The following is a 21,849-nucleotide window of genomic DNA, read 5'->3' on the forward strand; positions in this document are numbered from 1 at the left end:
GTCAGGCTTCCTTGCCGAACAGGCCGGCGGGCCGCAGCACCAGCACGATGGCCATGATGACGAACACCACGACGTTGGAGGCCTCGGGGTAGAACACGCGGGTCAGTCCTTCGATCACGCCCAGCCCGAGGCCGGTGATCACCGAACCCAGGATGGAACCCATGCCGCCGATCACGACGACGGCGAACACGACGATGATGATGTTGGAGCCCATGAGCGGCGCCACCTGGATCACCGGAGCCGCCAGCACGCCGGCCAGTGCGGCCAGCGCGGCGCCGCCGCCGTAGGTCAGCATGACCATCAGCGGCACGTTCACGCCGAACGCCTGGACCAGCTTGGAATTCTCGGTGCCGGCGCGCAGGTAGGCGCCCAGCCGCGTGCGCTCGATCAGGAACCAGGTGCCCAGGCAGACCACCAGCGAGGCGAAGATCACCCAGGCGCGGTAGTTCGGCAGCACCATGAAGCCCAGGTTGGTGGCGCCCGACAGCAGCTCGGGCACCGGATACGACTGGCCGGACACGCCGTACTGGTCGCGGAAGATGCCTTCCAGCACCAGCGACAGGCCAAAGGTGAGCAGCAGGCCGTACAGCGGGTCCAGCCCGTACAGCCGCTTGAGGAAAAGGCGCTCGATGACGACGCCGAGCATGCCGACCAGCAGCGGGGCGACGACCAGCGCGGCCCAGTAGTTCACGCCCCAGCGGTCCAGCATGATCCAGGCGAAGAAGGCGCCGACCATGTAGAGCGCCCCGTGGGCGAAGTTCACGATGTCCAGCAGGCCGAAGATGACCGCCAGGCCGAGGCTGAGCATGGCGTAGAACGCGCCGTTGACCAGGCCCAGCATCAGCTGGCCGAGAAAGGCCTGGAGAGGGATTCCGAAGATTTCCATGAATGGCTAGAGGCTAGGGCGGCAGCTCGGGGCGGGGACAAGGGACAGGGAAAGCGGGACGCGGGGCCAGGCCCCGCGTCTGGGATCAGCGCCGTGCGCCGATCACTTCTTGAGCAGCGAACACTTGCTCTCGGCAACCGTGGTGAACGCCTGCTCGCCCGGCACCTTGGTCACGAGCTTGTAGTAGTCCCACGGCGTGGTCGATTCCTTCGGGCTCTTCACCTGGTACAGGTACATGTCGTGGAGCATGCGGCCGTCGGCGCGCAGGGTGCCGTTCTTCTGGTAGAAGTCGTTGTACTTCATGGACTTCAGCGTGCTCATCACCTTGTCGGCGTCGGTCGTGCCGGCCTGCTGCACGGCCTTCAGGTAGCTCGTGGCCGCCGAATAGTCGGCAGCGTGGAGCGACGAGGGCATGCGCTTGAACTTGTCGAAGAAGCGCTTGGCGAACTTGCGCGACTCGTCGTCCTGGTTCCAGTACCAGCTGTCGGCCAGCTGCAGGCCTTCGGTGTTGGCCAGGCCCAGCGAGTGGACGTCGTTGATGAACACCAGCAGGCCGGCGACCTTCATGGTCTTGGTGATGCCGAATTCCTTGGCCGCCTTCATCGCGTTGGTGAAGTCGGCGGCGGCGTTGGCCAGGCCCAGGATCTGCGCCTTTGAGCCTTGCGCCTGCAGCAGGAACGACGAGAAGTCGGAAGCATTCAGCGGATGGCGCACCGCGCCGACCACCGTGCCGCCGTTGGACTTGACGACGTTGGACGCGTCGCCCTCGAGCGAATGGCCGAAGGCGTAGTCCGCCGTCAGGAAGAACCAGCTCTTGTTGCCGGCCTTGATCAGCGCGTTGCCCGCCACCTTGGCCAGCGACACGGTGTCGTAGGCGTAGTGCACGGTATAGGGCGTGCAGTTCTCGTTGGTCAGGCGGGCGGAGCCGGCGCCGATGGTGAGGAACGGGCGCTTCTTCTCGTTGGCCACGCCGGCCATGGCGATGTTGGCGCCCGAGTTGGTGCCGCCCATCAGCATGGACAGGTTCTGGCTGTCGATCCATTCGCGGGCCTTGGAGGCGGCGACGTCGGCCTTGTTCTGGTGGTCGGCCACCATCACTTCAACCGGGCGGTTCAGCACCTTGCCGCCGAAGTCTTCCACCGCCCACCTGATCATCTCGGCGCCGGCGGGCCCGTCGATGTCGGCGTACAGGCTGGCCATGTCGGTGATGAAGCCGATGCGGACCGGCCCGGTCTGGGACTGCGCCATCGCGCCGAAGCTGGCGAGGCCGGCGGCCATCGCCGCGACCAGGGTTGTAAGTTTCATGTGGGGTCTCCTTCGTGTGAAAAGCTGTGCCTAGACGCCCAGGTATTCCTGCAGCATCGCCATGTTGTCCTGCAGCTCGTGCTGCGCGAATTCCCGCACCAGCTTGCCGTGCTCCATCACGTAGAAGCGGTCGGCCAGCGGGGCGGCAAAGCGGAAGTTCTGTTCCACCAGCACCACCGTGTAGCCCCTGGCTTTGAGCGTGCCAATGGTTTCGCCCAGCTTCTGGACGATGACCGGCGCCAGGCCCTCGGAGATTTCGTCCAGCAGCAGCAGCCGCGCGCCGGTGCGCAGGATGCGCGCCACCGCCAGCATCTGCTGCTCGCCGCCCGACAGGCGCGTTCCCGGGCTGGCGGCGCGCTCCTTCAGGTTGGGGAACATGTCGTAGATCTCGGCCACGCTCATGCCGCCCGCGGCCACCGCCGGCGGCAGCAGCAGGTTTTCCTCGGCCGAGAGGCTGGCGAAGATGCCGCGCTCCTCCGGGCAGTAGCCCACGCCCAGGCGCGCCACCTTGTGCGGCGGCAGCTTGATCGCTTCCTGGCCGGCGATGCGGATGGAGCCGGTGCGCGCGCCGGTCAGGCCGACGATGGCGCGCAGCGTGGTGGTGCGCCCGGCGCCGTTGCGGCCCAGGATGGAAACCACCTCGCCCTCGTTGACGGTCATGTTCACGCCGTGCAGGACGTGCGATTCGCCGTACCAGGCGTGGAGGTTGTCGATGCGCAGGAGTTCTTGTCGTGCCATGGCGGTGCTCAGTGGGCGCCCTGCAGCGCCGCGTCGGCGCTGCCCATGTAGGCCTCGACCACCAGCGGGTTGCGCGCCACCTCGGAATACGGGCCGTCGGCGATCACCGCGCCACGCTGCAGCACCGTGATGCGGTCGGCGATGCTGGAGACCACGTTCATGTTGTGTTCCACCATCAGGATGGTGCGGCCCTCGGACACCTTCTTGATCAGCTGGGTGACGCGGTTCACGTCCTCGTGGCCCATGCCCTGGGTGGGCTCGTCCAGCAGCATCAGGTCGGGCTCCAGCGCCATGGTGGTGGCCAGCTCCAGCGCGCGCTTGCGGCCGTAGGGCAGGTTCACCGTCATTTCGCGCGCGAAATCCTGCAGGTCCACCGTGTGCAGCAGCTCCAGCGCGCGGTCGTGCAGGTGGAACAGCGACTTCTCCGGCTTCCAGAAATGGAACGAGGTGCCCAGGTTGCGCTGCAGTGCGGCGCGCACGTTCTCCAGCACCGTCATGTGCGGGAACACCGCGGAGATCTGGAACGAGCGCACGATGCCGCGCCGCGCGATCTGCGCCGGCTTCTCGTGGGTGATGTCGTGGCCCAGGTAGGTGATGGTGCCGCGGGTGGGCGGCAGGAACTTGGTCAGCAGGTTGAAGAAGGTGGTCTTGCCGGCCCCGTTGGGGCCGATCAGGGCGTGGATGTCGCCGCGGCGCACCCGCAGGTCCACGTTGTTGACCGCGACGAAGCCCTTGAACTCCTTCGTCAGGCCCTTCGTCTCCAGAATGTACTCAGCCGGCAAATCGCACTCCTGCTCCAGGTGCGGGGGTCAAAAAAACTCCCGCGAAGCAAGCAACTGTAAAAAGCATGCCGCACCGCAGTAAGGGGGGTAAACCTTAAGTAGTTTTGCTTGGTTCACCGCCGGCCAGGCGAGGCCTCGCGGCGAAGCCCGCGCGGGGAGGCCCGGATGCTACACTTTTTGTAGCTAAGGGGCGGGTCGGGTTTTCACCAACTGGCCGGCGCGATGCCGGCGGGGGCATCGGACGCCGGCCGCGCGCTCACATGTTGCGGCGGTACTGGCCGCCGACTTCGAACAGCGTGGCGGTGATCTGGCCCAGCGAGCACACGCGCACCGCGTCCATCAGCACCTCGAACACGTTGCCGTTGTCCATCACCGCCTGGCGCAGGCGCTGCAGCATGGCGGGCGCCTCGACAGCGTTGCGGGCGTGGAAGTCCTGCAGGCGCGTGAGCTGGTTCTGCTTTTCTTCTTCGGTCGAGCGGGCCAGCTCCAGCTTGTCCATGACGGTGTCGCCGTGCGGGTTGCGGAAGGTGTTGACGCCGACGATGGGCAGCTCGCCGGTGTGCTTGAGCATCTCGTAATGCATGCTCTCGTCCTGGATGCGGCCGCGCTGGTAGCCGGTTTCCATCGCGCCCAGCACGCCGCCGCGCTCGGAGATGCGCTCGAACTCGCTCAGCACGGCCTCTTCCACCAGCTCGGTCAGATCGTCGATGATGAACGAGCCCTGGCTGGGGTTCTCGTTCTTCGCCAGCCCCCACTCGCGGTTGATGATCAGCTGGATCGCCATGGCGCGCCGCACGGACTCCTCGGTCGGCGTGGTGATCGCCTCGTCGAAGGCGTTGGTGTGCAGCGAGTTGCAGTTGTCGTAGATCGCGATCAGCGCCTGCAGCGTGGTGCGGATGTCGTTGAACTGGATCTCCTGCGCGTGCAGGCTGCGCCCGGAGGTCTGGACGTGGTACTTGAGCTTCTGGCTGCGTTCGTTGGCGCCGTACTTCTCCTTCATGGCCACCGCCCAGATGCGGCGCGCCACCCGGCCCATGACCGTGTACTCCGGGTCCATGCCGTTGGAGAAGAAGAACGACAGGTTGGGCGCGAAGTCGTCGATGTGCATCCCGCGTGCGAGATAGGCCTCGACGAAGGTGAAGCCGTTCGACAGGGTGAACGCCAGCTGGCTGATCGGGTTGGCGCCGGCTTCGGCGATGTGGTAGCCCGAGATCGACACCGAGTAGAAGTTGCGCACGTTGTGCTGCACGAAGTACTGCTGAATGTCGCCCATCACCTTCAGGCTGAACTCGGTGGAGAAGATGCAGGTGTTCTGGCCCTGGTCTTCCTTCAGGATGTCGGCCTGCACCGTGCCACGCACGTTGGCCTGCACCCATTCGCGGATCTTGGCGGTTTCGGTGGGCGTGGGCTCGCGGCCGTTGTCGGCCTTGAACTTCTCCATCTGCTGGTCGATGGCGGTGTTCATGAACATCGCCAGGATGCTGGGCGCCGGGCCGTTGATGGTCATCGACACCGAGGTGCTGGGCTCGCACAGGTCAAAGCCCGAATACAGCACCTTCATGTCCTCCAGCGTGGCGATGGACACGCCGGAGTTGCCGACCTTGCCGTAGATGTCCGGGCGCAGGTCGGGGTCGTTGCCGTACAGCGTGACCGAATCGAAGGCGGTGGACAGGCGCTTGGCCGGCGTGCCGGCCGACAGCAGCTTGAAGCGGCGGTTGGTGCGGAACGGGTCGCCTTCGCCGGCGAACATGCGCGTGGGGTCCTCGCCCTCGCGCTTGAAAGCGAAGGTGCCGGCGGTGTAGGGGAAGCTGCCCGGCGCGTTCTCCAGCATCAGCCACTTGAGGATTTCGCCGCTGTCCTCGTACTGGGGCAGGGCGACCTTGCGGATGGTGGTGCCCGAGAGCGACTTGGTGGTCAGCCGGGTGCGGATTTCCTTGTCGCGGATCTTCACCACGTACTCGTCGCCGGCGTAGGCCTTCTGCATGTCGGGCCACTGGGCCAGCAGGTGGCGCGCGGGCGCTTCCAAGTGCTGCTCGCGCTGCACCGCCAGGTCGTCCGCGGCTTCCGCGGCCTGGGCGCGGTCGGGCTTGTCGGCGCGCAGCATGGCCGCCGATGCGCGCAGCTGCTGGACTTCGCGCGCGAGCTTGGCCTGGGCGCGCACCTTCTTCTTGTAGGCGCGCACGGTTTCGGAAATCTCGGCCAGGTAGCGGGTGCGCTGCGGCGGCACGATCGGCGTCTGGTTGGTGCTGTGGCGCACGTCGACCGAGGGCAGGCGGCCGTCCTGCAGCTTCAGGCCCAGCTCGCCCAGGCGCGGCTTGAGCGCCTGGAACAGCGCGGTCACGCCGTCGTCGTTGAAGCGGGCGGCCATGGTGCCGAACACCGGCATCTCCTCGGTCCGCTTGGTCCACGCTTCCTTGTTGCGCTGGACCTGCTTGCTCACGTCGCGCAGCGCGTCGGCCGCGCCTTTGCGGTCGAACTTGTTGATCGCCACGAACTCGGCGAAGTCCAGCATGTCGATCTTTTCCAGCTGGCTGGCGGCGCCGAACTCGGGCGTCATCACGTACAGCGGCACGTCCACGTGCGGCACGATGGCGGCGTCGCCCTGGCCGATGCCGGAGGTCTCGACGATCACCAGGTCGAAGCCGGCGGCCTTGCAGGCGGCCACCACGTCGGGCAGGGCCGGGGAGATCTCGCTGCCGAAGTCGCGCGTGGCCAGCGAGCGCATGAAGACGCGCTGCCCGGAATCGGGAGAAGCCGCCTGGCCGACGGGCTTGGGCCACGGGTTGATGGCGTTCATACGGATGCGGTCGCCCAGCAGGGCACCGCCGCTCTTGCGGCGCGACGGGTCGATGGAGATGACGGCGATGCGCAGGCTGTCGTCCTGGTCCAGGCGCAGCCGCCGGATCAGTTCGTCGGTGAGCGAGGACTTGCCGGCGCCGCCGGTACCGGTGACGCCCAGCACGGGAACGTGGCGCGTGTCGGCGTGCTTGCGCACCGTGTTGACCAGTTCGGCGTCGGCGTTGCCGTTCTCCAGCGCGGTGATGAGCTGGGCCAGCGCGCGCCAGCTGGCGTCGTCCTGGCCCTGGATGGCCTCGGCGCGGCGCGGCGCGAAGGAGGTGAGGTCCTTGTCGCAGCGCATCACCATCTCGCCGATCATTCCCTGCAGGCCCATCTTCTGGCCGTCTTCGGGACTGTAGATGCGCGTGACGCCGTAGTCCTGCAGTTCGCGGATTTCCGAGGGCACGATCACGCCGCCGCCGCCGCCGAACACCTGGATGTGCTCGCCGCCGCGCTGCTTGAGCAGATCGACCATGTACTTGAAGTACTCGACGTGGCCGCCCTGGTAGGAACTGATGGCGATGCCCTGCACGTCTTCCTGCAGAGCCGCGGTGACCACCTCGTCCACGCTGCGGTTGTGGCCCAGGTGGATGACCTCGGCGCCCATGCCCTGCAGGATGCGCCGCATGATGTTGATGGCCGCGTCGTGCCCGTCGAACAGGCTGGCGGCGGTGACGAAACGCACCTTGTGCGTGGGACGGTAGCTGGCGAGCGCCTTGTATTCGGCGGACAGGTCGGTCATGGAATGGGGCTCCCGGGAATGATCGCTACCTTACTTGACGTTTACGTCAACGTCAATGTCAACCCGGTGCACCGCCACGGTGCAGATGCGGGTTTGTCCGGGGTGGGATGACAGCCAGCCGTCAGGGCATGCAGCGGGGCCGCTGGGTTAGCATGGACCGAAGGCCCCTGCGTCATGCCGGATGCCGATTGCATCGATTTTCACAAGACTCGGAGACAACACATGATGCCCTCGATCAAACTCACCGCCGTTGCCGCGCTCGCGCTGTCGGCCGGCATGGCCTTCGCAGCGGACCCGATCAAGATCGGCGTCGACGGACCGTTCACCGGCGGCTCCTCCTCGATGGGGGTCAGCATGCGCGACGGCGTGCGCCTCGCCGTGGAAGAGATCAACAAGGCCGGCGGCGTGCTCGGCCGCAAGATCGCGCTGGTCGAGCGCGACGACGAAGCCAAGAACGAGCGCGGCGTGCAGATCGCGCAGGAGCTGATCAACAAGGAGAAGGTCACCGCGGTGGTCGGCTACATCAACACCGGCGTGGCGCTCGCCTCGCAGCGCTTCTTCCAGGAAGCCAAGATCCCGGTGATGAACAACGTGGCCACCGGCTCGCTGGTCACCCACCAGTTCGACGACCAGCCGGAGAACTACATCTTCCGCAACTCCGCGCATGATTCCATCCAGGCGCCGATGATCGTGGAAGAGGCGATTTCCCGCCGCGGCTTCAAGAAGGTCGCAATCCTGGCGGACTCCACCAACTACGGCCAGCTGGGCCGCGCCGACCTGGAGAAGGCGCTGGAGCAGAAGGGCGTGAAGCCGGTGGCGGTCGAGAAGTTCAACATCAAGGACGTCGACATGACGCCCCAGCTGCTCAAGGCCAAGGAAGCCGGCGCCGAAGCGGTGCTGACCTACGGCATCGGCCCCGAGTTGGCGCAGATCGCCAACGGCATGACCAAGCTGGGCTGGAAGGTGCCGATCGTCGGCAGCTGGACGCTGTCGATGGCCAACTTCATCGACAACGCCGGCCCCGGCGGTGAGGGCGCGCGCATGCCGCAGACCTTCATCCAGGAAGCCACCACGCCCAAGCGCAAGGCCTTCATCGACAACTACCTGAAGACCTTCAAGCCGAAGAACAACCGCATCGATTCGCCGGTGTCGGCCGCGCAGGGCTACGACTCGATCTACCTGCTGGCCGCGGCCATCAAGCAGGCCGGCTCCACCGAAGGCCCCAAGGTCAAGGAAGCGTTGGAGGACCTGAAGGCGCCGGTGGAAGGCGTGGTGACGATCTACAACAAGCCGTTCGCCAAGGCCGACCACGACGCCATCACCGCCAACATCCCGGTGTTCGGCGAAGTCAAGGGCCAGCGCGTGGTCTACGCCTACGCCGACGACCAGAAGAAGGCCGCCGAAGTGCGCCTGAAGGACGCCAACGCCAAGGGTGCCCTGGCACCGGCCAAGAAGAAGTAAACGCAATCGCCGCGCGCGCCGCCCGGGCCCCGTCCCGCGGCGGCGCTTGCACATCGCAGCGGCCCATTTCCCGGAGGGGTGGTCATGCAGATCCTCTTGCAACTCGTCTACAGCGGCATCGCCCTGGGCATGATCTACGCGGTCATCGCCTTCGGCTACCAGCTGACCTTCGCCACGTCCGACACGCTGAACTTCGGCCAGGGCGACGCGCTCATGCTGGGCGCGCTGGTGGGGTTGACCCTGGTGGGCGCCGGCGTCAACTACTGGCTGATGATCCCCATCGTGTGCGTGTTCGGCGCGGTGCAGGGCGCGGTGGTCGAGCGCATCGGCGTGCGCCCCGCGATCAAGATCAAGAGCGAGTTCGGCTGGATCATGTCCACCATCGCGCTGGGCATCATCTTCAAGAACGTGGCCGAGAACGTCTGGGGCCACGACGACCTGAAATTCCCGTCGCCGCTGCCCGAGTCGCCGATCCCGCTGTTCGGCGCGAACGTGCTGCCGATGGAAATCCTGGTGGTGGTCGGCGCCATCGCCATGATGGCGGCGGTGGAGGTGTTCAACCGCAAGTCGATCTACGGCAAGGCGGTGGTGGCGACCTTCAACGACCGCGATGCCGCCAAGCTGATGGGCATCAACACCGGCCTGGTGATCACGTTTTCCTACGCGCTGTCGTCGCTGTCGGCGGCCTTCGCCGGCGTGATGATCGCGCCGCTCACGCTGACCGGCGCCACCATGGGCGCGGTGCTGGGCCTGAAGGCCTTCGCGGTGGCCATCATCGGCGGGCTGACCAGCGGCATGGGCATCATCGTGGGCGGCATCATCCTCGGCGTGGCCGAGACCACCACCGGCTTCTATCTTTCCACCGGCTACAAGGACGTGCCGGGCCTTGTGCTGCTGCTGCTGGTGCTGGCGTTCAAGCCCGCGGGCCTGTTCGGCAAGACCACCATCAAGAAAGTCTGAGATGAAGATCGCGTCTTCGTCGCGCTCCACCCTGCTGGCGGCCGCCGTCGGCCTGGCGCTGCTGATCGCCTTCCCGCTGGCGGTGACCAACCCGTACTACATCCACCTGCTCGAGACGATCATGATCTACGCGATCCTGCTCTTCGGGCTGGACATCGTGGTGGGCTACACCGGCCAGGTGTCGCTCGGCCACGCCGGCCTGTTCGGTATCGGCGCCTACGTCTGCGGCATCTTCGTCACCAAGCTGGGCACGCCGCTGCTGGTCACCGGCATCGCCTCGATCGGCATCACCGCGCTGTTCGGCGCGGTGCTGGCGCTGCCGGCGCTGCGCGTCACCGGCCCCTACCTGGCGATGGTGACGCTGGCCTTCGGCACCATCGTGCAAATCCTGATCAACGAGATGACCTTCCTCACCGAAGGACCGCTGGGCATCAAGCTGGCCAAGCCGCTGCTGCTGGGGCACCGGCTGGACGAGCGCGAGTTCTTCTGGCTGGTGGCGGTGCTGCTGATGGCCTCGCTGATCGTGGTGGACCGCATCCTGCGCTCGCAGCTGGGCCGCGCCTTCGAGGCGCTGCGCGGCAGCCCGATCGCATCGGACTGCATGGGCGTGTCGGTGTACCGCTACAAGGTCTACGCCTTCGTCATCAGCGCCGGCCTGGCCGGCCTGGCGGGATCGCTGTACGCCATCTCCGAGCAGTACATCTCGCCCAACACCTACAACTTCGAGCTCACGGTGCTGTTCCTGCTGGCCATCATCATGGGCGGGCGCAAGACGCGCACCGGCGCGCTGCTGGGCGCGACCATCATCGTGATGCTGCCCAAGCTGCTGGACGACATCGAGACCTTCCGCTATGCGGCGGTCGCCCTGGCCGTGGTGGTGACCATCGGCGCGGCGGTGCTGCTGCAGCGGCGCAAGGCGACCCTGGCGCGCGTGGCGATTCCCGTGGCCGGCAGCGTCGCGCTGGCCGCCGTGTCCTTCGTGCTGGAGACCATGACCGACTGGCGGCTGTCGGTCTTCGGCGTGATCACGCTGTTCGTCGTCTACTACCTGCAGGACGGCATCGTCGGCTTCGTGCGCGCGATGTTCAACCTCCGGGGCCACGCCCGGGCCGACGCCGAGGCGGCGCGCGACCTGCCGGTGGTGAAGGACGCGGTGTCGGCGGCCGGCGCCGACGCGCCGCCTGTGATGCTGGACGCGAGCGGCGTGCTGATGCAGTTCGGCGGCCTGAAGGCGCTCAACAACGTCGACCTGAAGGTGGCGCGCGGCACCATCCACGGCCTGATCGGGCCCAACGGCTCGGGCAAGAGCACGATGATGAACGTGCTCACCGGAATCTACGTGCCCACGGCGGGCCGCATCGACTTCAAGGGCAATACCGTCATCGGCCGCACCTCGTCGTCGATCGCGCTGTCGGGCATCGCGCGCACGTTCCAGAACGTGCAGCTGTTCGGGGAGATGACGGCGCTGCAGAATGTGCTGGTCGGCCTGCACCACAGCTTTCGCAGCAATCTGCTGGACGTGGCGCTGCACACGCCGCGCTACAACCGCGAGAACAGCGCGTCGGCGGCCCACGCGCATGCGCTGCTGCAGTTCGTGGGGCTGGACACGCTGGCCGGCGAGGAGGCGCGCAACCTGCCGTACGGCAAGCAGCGGCTGCTGGAGATCGCCCGCGCGCTGGCGCTCAGCCCGCAGCTGCTGCTGCTGGACGAGCCCGCCGCCGGCCTCACGGCGCCGGACATCCGCGAGCTGGTTGGCATCGTGCGCAAGATCCGCGAACACGGCATCACGGTGATCCTGATCGAACACCACATGGACGTGGTGATGTCGATCTGCGACACCGTCACCGTGCTCGATTTCGGCCAGAAGATCGCCGAGGGCCGGCCGGCCGACGTGCAGGCCGATCCAAAGGTCATCGAAGCCTACCTCGGCAGTGCCGAGGTGGCGAACGCCTGAGGCAGGGAGGAGCGACATGCTTTCGATTTCCAACCTGCACGCCGGCTACGGCAAGGTCGAGGTGCTGCACGGCATTTCGCTGGAGGTGCCCAAGGGCAAGGTGGTGACGCTGATCGGCAGCAACGGCGCCGGCAAGACCACCACCATGCGCGCCATCAGCGGCATGATCGCGCCCAGCCAGGGCACGGTCATGCTGGGCGGGCGCGACGTGACCGGCCAGGAGCCCTACCGCGTGGCCAAGCTGGGGCTCGCGCACTCGCCCGAGGGCCGGCGCGTGTTCTCCACCATGAGCGTCACCGACAACCTGCTGCTGGGCGCCTTTCCGCGCTTCACCGGCGCGCGCCCCAAGGGCGACGTGCAGGCCGACCTGGAGCGGGCGATGGAGTATTTTCCGCGGCTGAAGGAGCGGCGCCAGCAGCTGGCCGGCACCTTGTCGGGCGGCGAGCAGCAGATGCTGGCGATGGCGCGCGCGATGATGCTCAACCCCGAGGTCGTGCTGCTGGACGAGCCGTCGATGGGCCTGGCGCCGATCCTGGTGCAGGAAGTGTTCCGCATCATCGAGCGGCTGCGCAGCGAGGGCATGACCATGCTGCTGGTCGAGCAGTTCGCCGCCGCGGCGCTGAACGTCGCCGACTACGCTTACGTGCTGGAGAACGGGCGCATCTCGGTGCACGGCGAAGCCGCCAAGCTGCGCGACGACCCGGCCGTGAAGGCCGCCTACCTGGGCGGCAGCCACTGAAGCCGATGGCGGGCCCGCCCGTGCGCGCGGCTGGCAAAATCCAGCCATGAGCACCACACCCGCTGCCACTATCTCCCCCGACCACCTGTCGCCGCGCCCGGCCGAGGGCTATGCCGGCGACGTCACGCCCGAACTGGCCCACCAGTGGTTGCAGTCGGGCGACGCCGTCCTGGTGGACGTGCGCAGCGATGCCGAGCGCGAATGGGTCGGCTTCGTGCCGGGCGCGGTGCCGCTGGCCTGGAAGCAGTGGCCCGGCATGGCGATGAACGCCGGCTTCGATACAGGCTTGCAGGCCGCGGCGCCCGCCGGCAAGAAGGTGCTGCTGCTGTGCCGCAGCGGCGTGCGCTCCGTCGCCGCCGCCAAGCGCGCCACCGAATTGGGCATCGAGGCCTACAACATCCTCGAAGGCTTCGAAGGCGATCCCGACGAACAGGGACAGCGCGGCCGCAAGGGCGGCTGGCGCCTGCGCGGCCTGCCGTGGCGGCAGAGCTGAATCCGGCAGGCTCCATCCGATGATGAACGACAAGTTCGAGCAACTGATCGCGCGCGCGATGGCGCTGGTGGACCGCATCGAAGCCGTCCTGCCGCAGCCGCTGACCGCCCCCGACTGGAACGCGGCAATTGCGTGGCGCTACCGCAAGCGCGCTTCGGGCCATGGCGTGCTGGAGCCGGTGCGCCACGTCGGCGCGATGCGGCTGGACGACCTGAATGAAGTCGAGCCGCAGAAGGAGAAGATTCAGCGCAATACGCTGCAGTTCGTGGAGGGCCTGCCCGCCAACAACGTGCTGCTGACCGGCGCGCGTGGCACCGGCAAGTCGTCGCTGGTGCGGGCCTGCCTGAACGAATACGCCCCGCGCGGCCTGCGCCTGATCGAGGTCGACAAGACAGACATGGTGGACCTGCCCGACATCGTGGAGGTGGTGGCGGCGCGCGACGAGAAGTTCATCGTGTTCTGCGACGACCTGAGCTTCGAGGAGGGCGAGCCTGGCTACAAGGCGCTGAAGTCCACCCTCGACGGTTCGGTGGCTGCGGCCACGCCGAACCTGCTGGTGTACGCCACCAGCAACCGGCGCCACCTGCTGCCCGAGCACATGAAGGACAACCTCACCTACAAGCACACCGACGACGGCGAGATCCATCCGGGCGAGGTGGTGGAGGAAAAGATCTCTCTGTCCGAGCGCTTCGGCCTGTGGGTCAGCTTCTATCCCTTCAGCCAGGACGAGTACCTGGCGATCACCGCGCAGTGGCTGTCGCACTTCGGTGTGGTGCCCGAGCGCGTCGACGCCGCGCGGCCCGAGGCGCTGGTGTGGGCGCTGGAGCGCGGCTCGCGCAGCGGCCGCGTGGCCTACCAGTTCGCCCGCGACTACGCGGGGCGGCAGGGCGGATGAACCAGGTGCTCGTTGCGGATGGAGACCGACCCCGCGAGGGCGGCCCGGACCGCAAGGAAGTGGAAGTCGCGGTCGGCGTGCTGATCCGCGGTGACGGCTGCTTCCTGCTCACCAGCCGCCCGGCCGGCAAGGTGTACGAAGGCTATTGGGAATTCCCCGGCGGCAAGGTCGAAGCCGGCGAGACGGTGGAGCAGGCGCTGCGCCGCGAACTGCAGGAAGAAATCGGCGTCACCATCGGCGCGGTACACCCCTGGCGCGTGGAGCTTGTCGACTATCCGCATGCGCTGGTGCGGCTGAACTTCTGCAAAGTCCATGAATGGTCCGGCGCGATGCACATGCGCGAAGGCCAGCACTTCGCGTGGGAGGCGCTGCCGGTGGCGGTGAAGCCGGTGCTGCCCGGCACGGTGCCGGTGCTGCGGTGGTTCGCCGAGGAGCGCGGATTCACTGGTGCGACACATACGTTGGTGCCGTAATCGGCCCTTTTCATGCGTAGACCTCGCGGCAAGTCGCGCGCGGGCGGGCCGCAGCGCGCGGACATGGCGTCCCGCGCTTCGCGCGGGCAGACCTGCGGCGGATGGGAGCGGGTCTGAGCGGTAGAACTCGCTGCGCACCGCAAGCGGTGCTCCGCTCAGACAGCTACCGCGAGTCAGTTCACGAGCGCGCTGAAGCGCGCCAGCCCCGCTCCCATCCACCGCAGGCGCAATGCCCAACTGCGCGCCACGGCCCGCCCGCGCGCGACTTGCAGGCACGATGCAGGCGCGCCGCCGGTTGAGCGCCCCCATGCCACGCGCCGCGGCAGCCGGTGCCCGGCGGGGGCGATTTCTGGGGCGGCTGGTCTGTTCGGTCCGGAGCCGGGCGCGCTTGCGCGCTTTGTGAACTGACTTGCGGGGGCTGTCGGAACGGAGCGCTCGCAGAGCGCGAAGTGAGTTCCCCCGCACCGGCTGCGGACCGAACAGACCAGCGAAGTCGGCGCGCAGCGCCGACCGCCACAGCATGAGCCCCGGCGGGCACCGCCTGACGCGGCGCACCTCCACCCAAGCCCCGCCAGAACCGTTGTTTTAGCTACAAAATTTCTAGCACAAACCCAAGACCCACTGGACTCCAAAGCCGAGTCGTACCAAACTGTTTCTTTCCCGCAACGAGAAAAAGTCACCATGCCCGTCATCGCAGTCGTCAACCGCAAAGGTGGCAGCGGCAAAAGCACGTTCGCCGCGCACATGGCGGCGTGGTCCGCGCGCCAGGGACACGCCGTGATGCTGGGCGACGTGGACCGCCAGCAGTCCAGCCGGGGCTGGCTGCGGCGCCGGCCGGCGGAATTGCCCGCCATCGCGCCCTGGGCCATGGACCACAAGCAGATGCTGCGCGTGCCGCCCAGCATCACCCACGTGGTGCTGGACACGCCGGGCGGCCTGCACGGCTTCGAGCTGGCGCGCATCGTGATGTTCGCCGACGCCATCGTCATGCCGGTGTGCCCTTCGGTGTTCGACCGCGAATCGGCGGCGGCCTGCCACGCGGAACTGGCCACGCTGCCGCGCATCGCGTCCGGGCGCTGCAAGGTAGCCGTCGTGGGCATGCGGGTGGACGGGCGCACCCGCCACGGCGAGGTGCTGCGCCAATGGTCCGACGGCCTGGGCGTTCCGTTCCTCGGCGTGCTGCGCGAAACGCAGCTCTACGTGCGTGCGCTGGAGCGCGGCCTCACGGTGTTTGACCTGCCGTCTGGCAAGGCCACTATCGACCTCGCGCAATGGGAGCCGATCCTTGCGTGGCTGCAGCCGCTGATGCAGGCGCCGCAGCCGGCGGCAAACGACCCCGCGCCGGCCGCTGGCCAACGCGTCGGCGGCTCGCGCCCGGCCAGCCTGATGCCGGCGCAGGAGTCGCTGATCCACGGCGCGCGGCTGGCCGTTCTTGCCGGTGGCAGGTCACGGGTGGAGGAGCCGGCAGCGCAGCCGGCGCGGCCGCGCGCCACCACGCCGCGCGAGGCGCGGCAGATTCCGCAATTCCTCAAACGGTAAAACGGGGCAGCCGGCGCGCCTACTGCTTGGCGCGGCGCAGGTCGGCCACGCGGTCGGCGATCACGTCGATGTCCAGCGCGTCCTGCGCGTGCACGAGATAGGTTTCCAGGTCGTCCACCGCCAGGCTGGTGTGGCCCTGCTCCGCGTGGGCCAGCCCTCGGTCGCGATACTCGGCCCAGGCGTCGGGCAGCAGCACCAGCAGGCGGTCCTGCACGGCGATGGCGCGCTGCCAGTCTTCCTGTGCGTGGTGGATTTCCTTCAAGTTGCGCAGCATGCGCGCGACGATGTCGCGCGGCGGCGCGGCCTGCAGGTACAGGCCCAGCGGGACCTCGAACTCGTCGATCAGCCCGCTGCGCCGCTTGTAGGGCTCCAGCCGCTCGGACAGTTCTTCGCGCGACAGCGACTGGCCGCTGAACGGGTCGATCACCACCTGCCCGCGCGGCAGGTTGACCTTGATCATGAAGTGGCCGGGAAAGCACACGCCGCGCGCGTGCAGGCCGATGCCCTGCGCCAGCTCCATCCACAGCACCGCCAGCGAGATCTGGTTGCCGCGCCGCGTGCGCAGCACCACGTTCAGGTAGCTGTTGTCGGGGTCGCAGTAGTCGTTGACGTTGCCGCCGAAGCTGAGGTCGCGAAAGAAAAACTGATTGAGCGTGCGCAGCTTCTGCAAGGGAGCGGCGTCGGCCGGAATCCGGCGTTTCAGGCGCGCGAGCAGCTGGTCCACGTCGCCCAGCACCTGCTGCAAGTCGAGGTCGGGGTACTCGTCCTGCGCCAGGCAGGCGGCGGATTCCAGCAGCGGGAAATGCTCATCGCTGTGCACCAGCGAGCCGAAGTAATCGAGCGAGCTTGGCGACAGGAAGTTGAGCATGGATTCTTTGTAATGGAGGCGCCCGGACCCGTCAAGCCGCGGTCGAGGTCCCTGCATCATCGCGTGACAAATTGCCGCAGGCGAACACCGGTCGCCGCGAGCGCGCCGAAGTACAGCACGCCGGCGCCCACCAGCACCGCCGCCATTGCGCCGATCCGCTTGAGCGGCTCGGTACGCCAGCCGATCCAGGGAAACTGCCCCGCCACCCACCACAGGAACCCGCCGAGCAAGGCGCTCGCCAGCAGCACGCGCAGCGCGAACATCGGCCAGCCCGGACTAGGGCGGTATTTGCCGCGGCGCAGCAAACCAACCAGCAGCGCGCCCGCGTTCACCAGCGCGCCCAGCCCGATGGACAGCGCGAGCCCCACGTGGTGCAGGAACGGCACCAGCGCCGCGTTCAGCAGCTGCGTGACGACCAGCGCCGCGATGGCGATGCGCATCGGCGTCTTCATGTCGTGGCTGGCGTAGTAGCCCGGCGCCAGCACCTTGATCGCCACCAGCCCCAGCAGGCCGCAGCCGTAGCCGGCCAGCGCGAGCGCCACCTGCGGGATGTCGCTGTCCTTGAACGCGCCGTAGTGGAACAGCGTCGCGACCAGCGGTGCGGCGAACACCAGCAGCGCCACCGAACTCGGGATGGCCAGCAGCACGACCAGCCGCAGGCCCCAGTCGAGCATGCCGGAGTAGCGCGCGTCGTCGCCGCTGGCGCGCGCGGCGGCCAGTTGCGGCATCAGCACCACGCCCAGCGCCACGCCGAGCAGCGCGGTCGGGAACTCCATCAGCCGGTCCGCATTGTTGAGCCAGCTCACGCTGCCAGCCGGCAGGTACGAGGCGATCTGCGTGTTGATCAGCAGCGATATCTGCGCCACGCTGACGCCGACCAGCGCCGGCAGCATCAGCCGCAGCACGGTGCGAGTGGATTCGTCCTGCCACGCCGCGCGCAGGCCCGAGAAAGCCAGGCCGATGCGCGGCCACATGCCGATGCGGCGCAGCGCCGGCACCTGGATCGCCAGCTGCAGCACGCCGCCCAGCATGACGCCGATGCATTGCGAGTAGATCGGCTCGATTCCCATGCGCTGGAACCAGGGCGCGGCCAGCACGATGGAGCCGATCAGCGTGACGTTCAGCAGCACCGGCGAGGCGGCCGGCACGGCGAAGCGCTTCCAGGTGTTGAGGACGCCGCCGGCCAGCGCCACCAGCGACATGAAGCCGATGTAGGGGAACATCCAGCGCGTCATCAGCACGGCCGCGTCGTAGGCGTGCGGCGTCTTCTTCATGCCGCTGGCCAGCGCCCAGACCAGCAGCGGCGCGCCCGCCACGCCGGCCACGCACAGCAGCAGCAGCGCCCAGAACAGAATCGTGGAGACATGGTCCACCATGCGCCTGGCGCCCTCGTCGCCCTCCTTCGTGCGGCAGCTCGCCAGCACCGGCACGAAGGCCTGGCTGAAGGCGCCCTCGCCGAACACGCGGCGAAACAGGTTGGGGATGCGGAAGGCGACGTAGAACGCGTCGGTCAGCGCGCTGACGCCGAAGAACGCGGCGAACAGCACGTCGCGCACGAGCCCGGTGATGCGCGACGCCAGGGTCAGCAGCGAGACGGTGGAAGCGGCTTTGAACAGGCTCACCGGCGCGAGTGTAGCCGCGGGTTTGCGGCGCGAGCGGCGGCCGCAAAGGGCCTTTGGCGCGCGGCTATAATGGAGGGCTTTGCTGGCATCATCCTCAAACCCTTCCAAGGAATTTCCCCATGGCATCCACCAAGCCGAAGAAAAAGAACCCCCGCCTCGCGTCGGGCCGCAAGCGCGCGCGCCAGGACGTGAAGCTCAACGCAGCCAACACTTCGCTGCGCTCCAAGTACCGTACCGCTGTGAAGAACGTCGAGAAGGCGGTCCTCGCGGGCGACAAGACCAAGGCCACCGAACTGTTCGCCAAAGCGCAGAGCATCGTGGACACGGTCGCCGACAAACACATCTTCCACAAGAACAAGGCCGCTCGCGACAAGAGCCGCCTGTCGGCCAAGGTGAAAGCCCTGGCCACCGCCGCCCCTGCCACCGCCTGAGCCAGACTCCAAGTCACTCAGGTCCAGCCCGCAGGCCCACCGCCTGCGCCGTTTGATCCCGGTGCGCTGCCAGCAAAGCAAAAAAGAAAAACCGCCTTCGGGCGGTTTTTTCTTGGGACGCGGCCTTCAGGCGATTGTCATTCGGAGGATGCGGACGGTGACGCCTCGCTCGCCGGCGGAGCGGTTTCGCTGGTCCGCAGGTCGTTGTCCTTGGCGAAGTTCATCACGAAGTCCCAGGCCATGGGTTCGAGCGTGCGCAGCGCGCTGTTGACGATCACGCACTTGATGCCGCCGATCACCGTGGGCACGCACCAGGGCGAATAGCTGATGTGGTCGCCGGGCTGGGCGCCGCCGGGGCGAAACGAGCTCATCACGCCGGCCAGGCGTTCGGCCCAGTCGCTCGGGCGAAAGGTGCGCCCGTCCCGGGTGATGCCCTGGATGAACACTTCCTTGTAGGAGCTGGGGACCATCGATAAGGCGTTTGCTGCGGCGCAACAACTATTGTATCTTATATAAGACTTGAAACATCCGGCAGGAAGCCGGGGCGCATCGCAGTGATGCGGAATTCTCAACCCGCGGCGGCGGGCCGTGTGCCTAGAATTGCACGCATCGGCGGCCCGCCTTTTTGGGCCGCGACTCTTCCCCAAGGATACCCAGATGGCATTCGTCGAAGCGGCTTCTCCGCACCTCATGAACACGTACGGCCGGTTGCCGATCGCGCTCACGCACGGCGACGGCGTGCACGTCTGGGACGTGAACGGCAGGCGCTATCTCGACGCGTTCTCCGGCATCGCGGTCAGCACGCTGGGCCACAACCACCCGAAGCTGGTGCCCGCGCTGCAGGACCAGGTGGCCAAGATGATCCACAGCTCCAATTACTACCACGTGCCCAACCAGGAGGTGCTGGCGGCCAAACTGGTGGAACTGTCGGGCATGACCAACGTGTTCTTCTGCTCGACCGGCCTGGAAGCCAACGAGTGCGCGATCAAGCTGGCGCGCAAATACGGCGTGGACCGCGGCATCGAGCGCCCGGAGATCGTGGTCTACGAGAAGGCTTTCCACGGCCGCAGCATGGCCACCATGGCGGCCACCGGCAACGCCAAGGTGTACAGCGGCTTCGGCCCGCTTGTGGAAGGCTTCGTGCGCGTGCCGCTGAACGACATCGAGGCGCTGAAAAAGGCCACCGAGGGCAACCCCAACGTGGTGGCGGTGTTCTTCGAGGCCATCCAGGGCGAAGGCGGCATCAACCCGATGCGCAACGAGTACCTGCGCCAGGTGCGCGCGCTGTGCGATAAGCGCGACTGGCTGATGATGATCGACGAGGTGCAGTGCGGCATGGGCCGCACCGGCAAGTGGTTCGCCCACCAGTGGGCGGGCATCGTGCCCGACGTGATGCCGCTGGCCAAGGGCCTGGGCTCCGGCGTGCCGGTCGGCGCGGTGGTGGCGGGCCCGAAGGCGGCCGGCATCTTCCAGCCCGGCAACCACGGCAGCACCTTCGGCGGCAACCCGCTGGCCATGCGCGCCGGGGTGGAAACCATCCGCATCATGGAAGAAGACGGCGTGGTGGAGAACGCGGCGCGCGTGGGCACCTACCTGAAGGACGCACTGGTGCGCGAACTGGGCGAGCTGCCGGGGGTGACGGAAATCCGCGGCCAGGGCATGATGATCGGCATCGAGCTGGCCAAGTCCTGCGGCGTGCTGACGCAGCGCGCACTGGATGCGGGCCTGCTCACCAACGTGACGGCCGGCAACGTGATCCGGATCGTGCCGGCGCTGATCATGACCCAGGCGCAGGCCGACGAAGTCGTGGCGATCCTGGCGCCGCTGGTCAAGACCTTCCTCAAAGAATGAACGCGCACGCACCGATCAAGCACTTCCTGCAGTTCAGCGACTTCACCGCGCAGGAGCACGAGTGGCTGTTCCGCCGCGCGGCCGCCATCAAGAAGAAGTTCAAGAGCTACGAGACCTACCACCCGCTGGCCGACCGCACGCTGGCGATGATCTTCGAGAAGGCCTCCACGCGCACCCGCGTGAGCTTCGAGGCCGGCATGTACCAGCTGGGCGGCTCGGTGGTGAACCTGACCACCGGCGACAGCCAGCTCGGCCGCGCCGAGCCAATTGAAGACAGCGCCAAGGTGATCAGTCGCATGGTCGACTTGGTGATGATCCGCACCTACGAGCAGACCAAGATCGAGCTGTTTGCCGAGCATTCACGCGTGCCCGTGATCAACGGCCTGACCAACGAGTTCCACCCCTGCCAGATCCTGGCCGACATCTTCACCTATATCGAGCACCGCGGCAGCATCAAGGGCAAAACCGTGGCCTGGGTCGGCGACGGCAATAACATGGCCAACACCTGGCTGCAGGCCAGCGAAATCCTCGGCTTCAAGGTACATCTGAGCACGCCGTCCGGCTACGAGGTGGACCAGTCGGTGGCTGGCATTCGCTCAGCCGACAGCTACAAGGTCTTCAAGGACCCGATGCAGGCCTGCGCCGGCGCTGACCTGGTGACCACCGACGTCTGGACCAGCATGGGCTATGAAGCCGAAAACGAAGAGCGCAAAAAAGCCTTTGCCGACTGGTGTGTGGACACCGACATGATGAAAGCCGCCAAACCCGACGCGCTTTTCATGCACTGCCTGCCGGCGCACCGCGGGGAAGAAGTTGAAGCTGATGTGATCGACGGGCCGCAGTCCGTGGTCTGGGACGAGGCAGAAAACAGATTGCATGCGCAGAAGGCACTGATGGAGTTCCTTCTGCTCGGACGGGTCGAATAACATTCAACACGCGGCCCGCCAGTGCCGGCGATCTGTTTCGGCGCAGGCTCATGTGTGCGCAGCACACGTGAAGCGGCATCAAGCCGCGTGCCGTAGCCAAAACAGATTGCATGCGCAGAAGGCACTGATGGAGTTTTTGTTGCTTGGCAAGGTTGGTTGACCGCCTCCACTATTTCCGACGGGCGGGCACGCCAACTTGCCGGGGGTAGCCCGGCGGCTACTCACTTTCTTTTTGCGTCGCCAAAAAGAAAGTAAGCAAAGAAAAAGGCGACCCGATGGTCCGGGTCCCTTCGCTTCGCTGCGGGCAACCTGCGGTGCTCGCCGAAAACGGGGTCGAGCTCGAACT

General features: G+C 67.1%; 19 protein-coding genes. 11 read left to right on the forward strand and 8 right to left on the reverse strand.

Features of this window, described 5'->3' with window-relative positions:
* Nucleotide 1: 1 nt before the first annotated feature.
* From H0U68_RS02230 to icmF, 5 genes are all read right to left on the reverse strand, one after another.
* Entirely contained in the window at nt 2-886 is an 885-nt protein-coding gene (locus H0U68_RS02230) for a branched-chain amino acid ABC transporter permease (protein ID WP_296352534.1), read from the reverse strand.
* Between the two features lie 102 nt (nt 887-988).
* Nucleotides 989-2,191, reverse strand: coding sequence for an ABC transporter substrate-binding protein (locus H0U68_RS02235; RefSeq protein WP_296352535.1), 1,203 nt, complete (start codon nt 2,189-2,191; stop codon nt 989-991).
* Nucleotides 2,192-2,221: 30 nt separating this feature from the next.
* Complete coding sequence (locus H0U68_RS02240; protein WP_296352536.1) at nt 2,222-2,929, reverse strand: ABC transporter ATP-binding protein; 708 nt, start codon at nt 2,927-2,929, stop codon at nt 2,222-2,224.
* An 8-nt stretch (nt 2,930-2,937) separates the two neighbouring features.
* On the reverse strand, nt 2,938-3,711 hold the full coding sequence (locus tag H0U68_RS02245; protein WP_296352537.1) for an ABC transporter ATP-binding protein: 774 nt from the start codon (nt 3,709-3,711) through the stop codon (nt 2,938-2,940).
* A 256-nt stretch (nt 3,712-3,967) separates the two neighbouring features.
* Nucleotides 3,968-7,291, reverse strand: coding sequence for a fused isobutyryl-CoA mutase/GTPase IcmF (icmF, locus tag H0U68_RS02250; protein WP_296352538.1), 3,324 nt, complete (start codon nt 7,289-7,291; stop codon nt 3,968-3,970).
* Between the two features lie 222 nt (nt 7,292-7,513).
* On the opposite strand from icmF, the gene H0U68_RS02255 reads away from it, so the two are divergent.
* The 8 genes from H0U68_RS02255 (at nt 7,514) to H0U68_RS02290 (ending at nt 15,805) form a co-directional block, all read left to right on the forward strand.
* Nucleotides 7,514-8,752, forward strand: a complete 1,239-nt coding sequence (locus tag H0U68_RS02255; RefSeq protein ID WP_296352539.1) for an ABC transporter substrate-binding protein — start codon at nt 7,514-7,516, stop codon at nt 8,750-8,752.
* Nucleotides 8,753-8,836: 84 nt separating this feature from the next.
* A complete protein-coding gene (locus H0U68_RS02260; protein ID WP_296352540.1) occupies nt 8,837-9,712 on the forward strand; it encodes a branched-chain amino acid ABC transporter permease in 876 nt (291 codons plus the stop codon).
* Between the two features lies 1 nt (nt 9,713).
* Nucleotides 9,714-11,666 carry a branched-chain amino acid ABC transporter ATP-binding protein/permease gene (locus H0U68_RS02265; RefSeq protein ID WP_296352541.1) on the forward strand — a complete coding sequence of 651 codons (1,953 nt, stop codon included), beginning with the start codon at nt 9,714-9,716 and terminating at the stop codon, nt 11,664-11,666.
* A 16-nt stretch (nt 11,667-11,682) separates the two neighbouring features.
* The gene (locus tag H0U68_RS02270; RefSeq protein WP_296352542.1) at nt 11,683-12,405 is read left to right on the forward strand and encodes an ABC transporter ATP-binding protein; all 723 of its coding nucleotides are present in this window, start codon (nt 11,683-11,685) and stop codon (nt 12,403-12,405) included.
* A 46-nt stretch (nt 12,406-12,451) separates the two neighbouring features.
* Nucleotides 12,452-12,898 (forward strand): rhodanese-like domain-containing protein, encoded by a 447-nt coding sequence (locus H0U68_RS02275; RefSeq protein ID WP_296352543.1) that lies wholly within the window; start codon nt 12,452-12,454, stop codon nt 12,896-12,898.
* Between the two features lie 22 nt (nt 12,899-12,920).
* The gene (locus tag H0U68_RS02280) at nt 12,921-13,793 is read left to right on the forward strand and encodes an ATP-binding protein (protein ID WP_296352552.1); all 873 of its coding nucleotides are present in this window, start codon (nt 12,921-12,923) and stop codon (nt 13,791-13,793) included.
* Nucleotides 13,790-14,266 carry an NUDIX domain-containing protein gene (locus H0U68_RS02285; RefSeq protein WP_296352544.1) on the forward strand — a complete coding sequence of 159 codons (477 nt, stop codon included), beginning with the start codon at nt 13,790-13,792 and terminating at the stop codon, nt 14,264-14,266. The genes H0U68_RS02280 and H0U68_RS02285 overlap by 4 nt, the downstream gene beginning before the upstream one ends.
* A gap of 681 nt (nt 14,267-14,947) precedes the next feature.
* On the forward strand, nt 14,948-15,805 hold the full coding sequence (locus H0U68_RS02290) for a ParA family protein (protein WP_296352545.1): 858 nt from the start codon (nt 14,948-14,950) through the stop codon (nt 15,803-15,805).
* A gap of 19 nt (nt 15,806-15,824) precedes the next feature.
* Here H0U68_RS02290 and H0U68_RS02295 read toward each other — a convergent pair whose 3' ends face one another.
* Together H0U68_RS02295 and murJ are read right to left on the reverse strand one after the other, a co-directional pair.
* On the reverse strand, nt 15,825-16,673 hold the full coding sequence (locus tag H0U68_RS02295) for a tetratricopeptide repeat protein (RefSeq protein WP_296352546.1): 849 nt from the start codon (nt 16,671-16,673) through the stop codon (nt 15,825-15,827).
* A gap of 56 nt (nt 16,674-16,729) precedes the next feature.
* Nucleotides 16,730-18,295 (reverse strand): murein biosynthesis integral membrane protein MurJ, encoded by a 1,566-nt coding sequence (murJ, locus tag H0U68_RS02300; protein ID WP_296352547.1) that lies wholly within the window; start codon nt 18,293-18,295, stop codon nt 16,730-16,732.
* Nucleotides 18,296-18,414: 119 nt separating this feature from the next.
* On the opposite strand from murJ, the gene rpsT reads away from it, so the two are divergent.
* Nucleotides 18,415-18,726: a 30S ribosomal protein S20 gene (gene rpsT / locus H0U68_RS02305; RefSeq protein WP_296352548.1), complete on the forward strand. Its 312-nt coding sequence runs from the start codon at nt 18,415-18,417 to the stop codon at nt 18,724-18,726.
* 137 nt (nt 18,727-18,863) lie between these two features.
* Here rpsT and H0U68_RS02310 read toward each other — a convergent pair whose 3' ends face one another.
* Nucleotides 18,864-19,196, reverse strand: coding sequence for a DUF3579 domain-containing protein (locus H0U68_RS02310; protein ID WP_296352549.1), 333 nt, complete (start codon nt 19,194-19,196; stop codon nt 18,864-18,866).
* A 187-nt stretch (nt 19,197-19,383) separates the two neighbouring features.
* On the opposite strand from H0U68_RS02310, the gene H0U68_RS02315 reads away from it, so the two are divergent.
* Both H0U68_RS02315 and argF read left to right on the forward strand, forming a co-directional pair.
* Nucleotides 19,384-20,577, forward strand: a complete 1,194-nt coding sequence (locus H0U68_RS02315; RefSeq protein WP_296352550.1) for an aspartate aminotransferase family protein — start codon at nt 19,384-19,386, stop codon at nt 20,575-20,577.
* Complete coding sequence (argF, locus tag H0U68_RS02320) at nt 20,574-21,503, forward strand: ornithine carbamoyltransferase (RefSeq protein WP_296352551.1); 930 nt, start codon at nt 20,574-20,576, stop codon at nt 21,501-21,503. Before H0U68_RS02315 ends, argF begins: the two co-directional genes overlap by 4 nt.
* Nucleotides 21,504-21,849: the final 346 nt, after the last annotated feature.

It is taken from the genome of Ramlibacter sp. (genome assembly GCF_013697775.1).
GTDB lineage: Bacteria > Pseudomonadota > Gammaproteobacteria > Burkholderiales > Burkholderiaceae_C > Ramlibacter.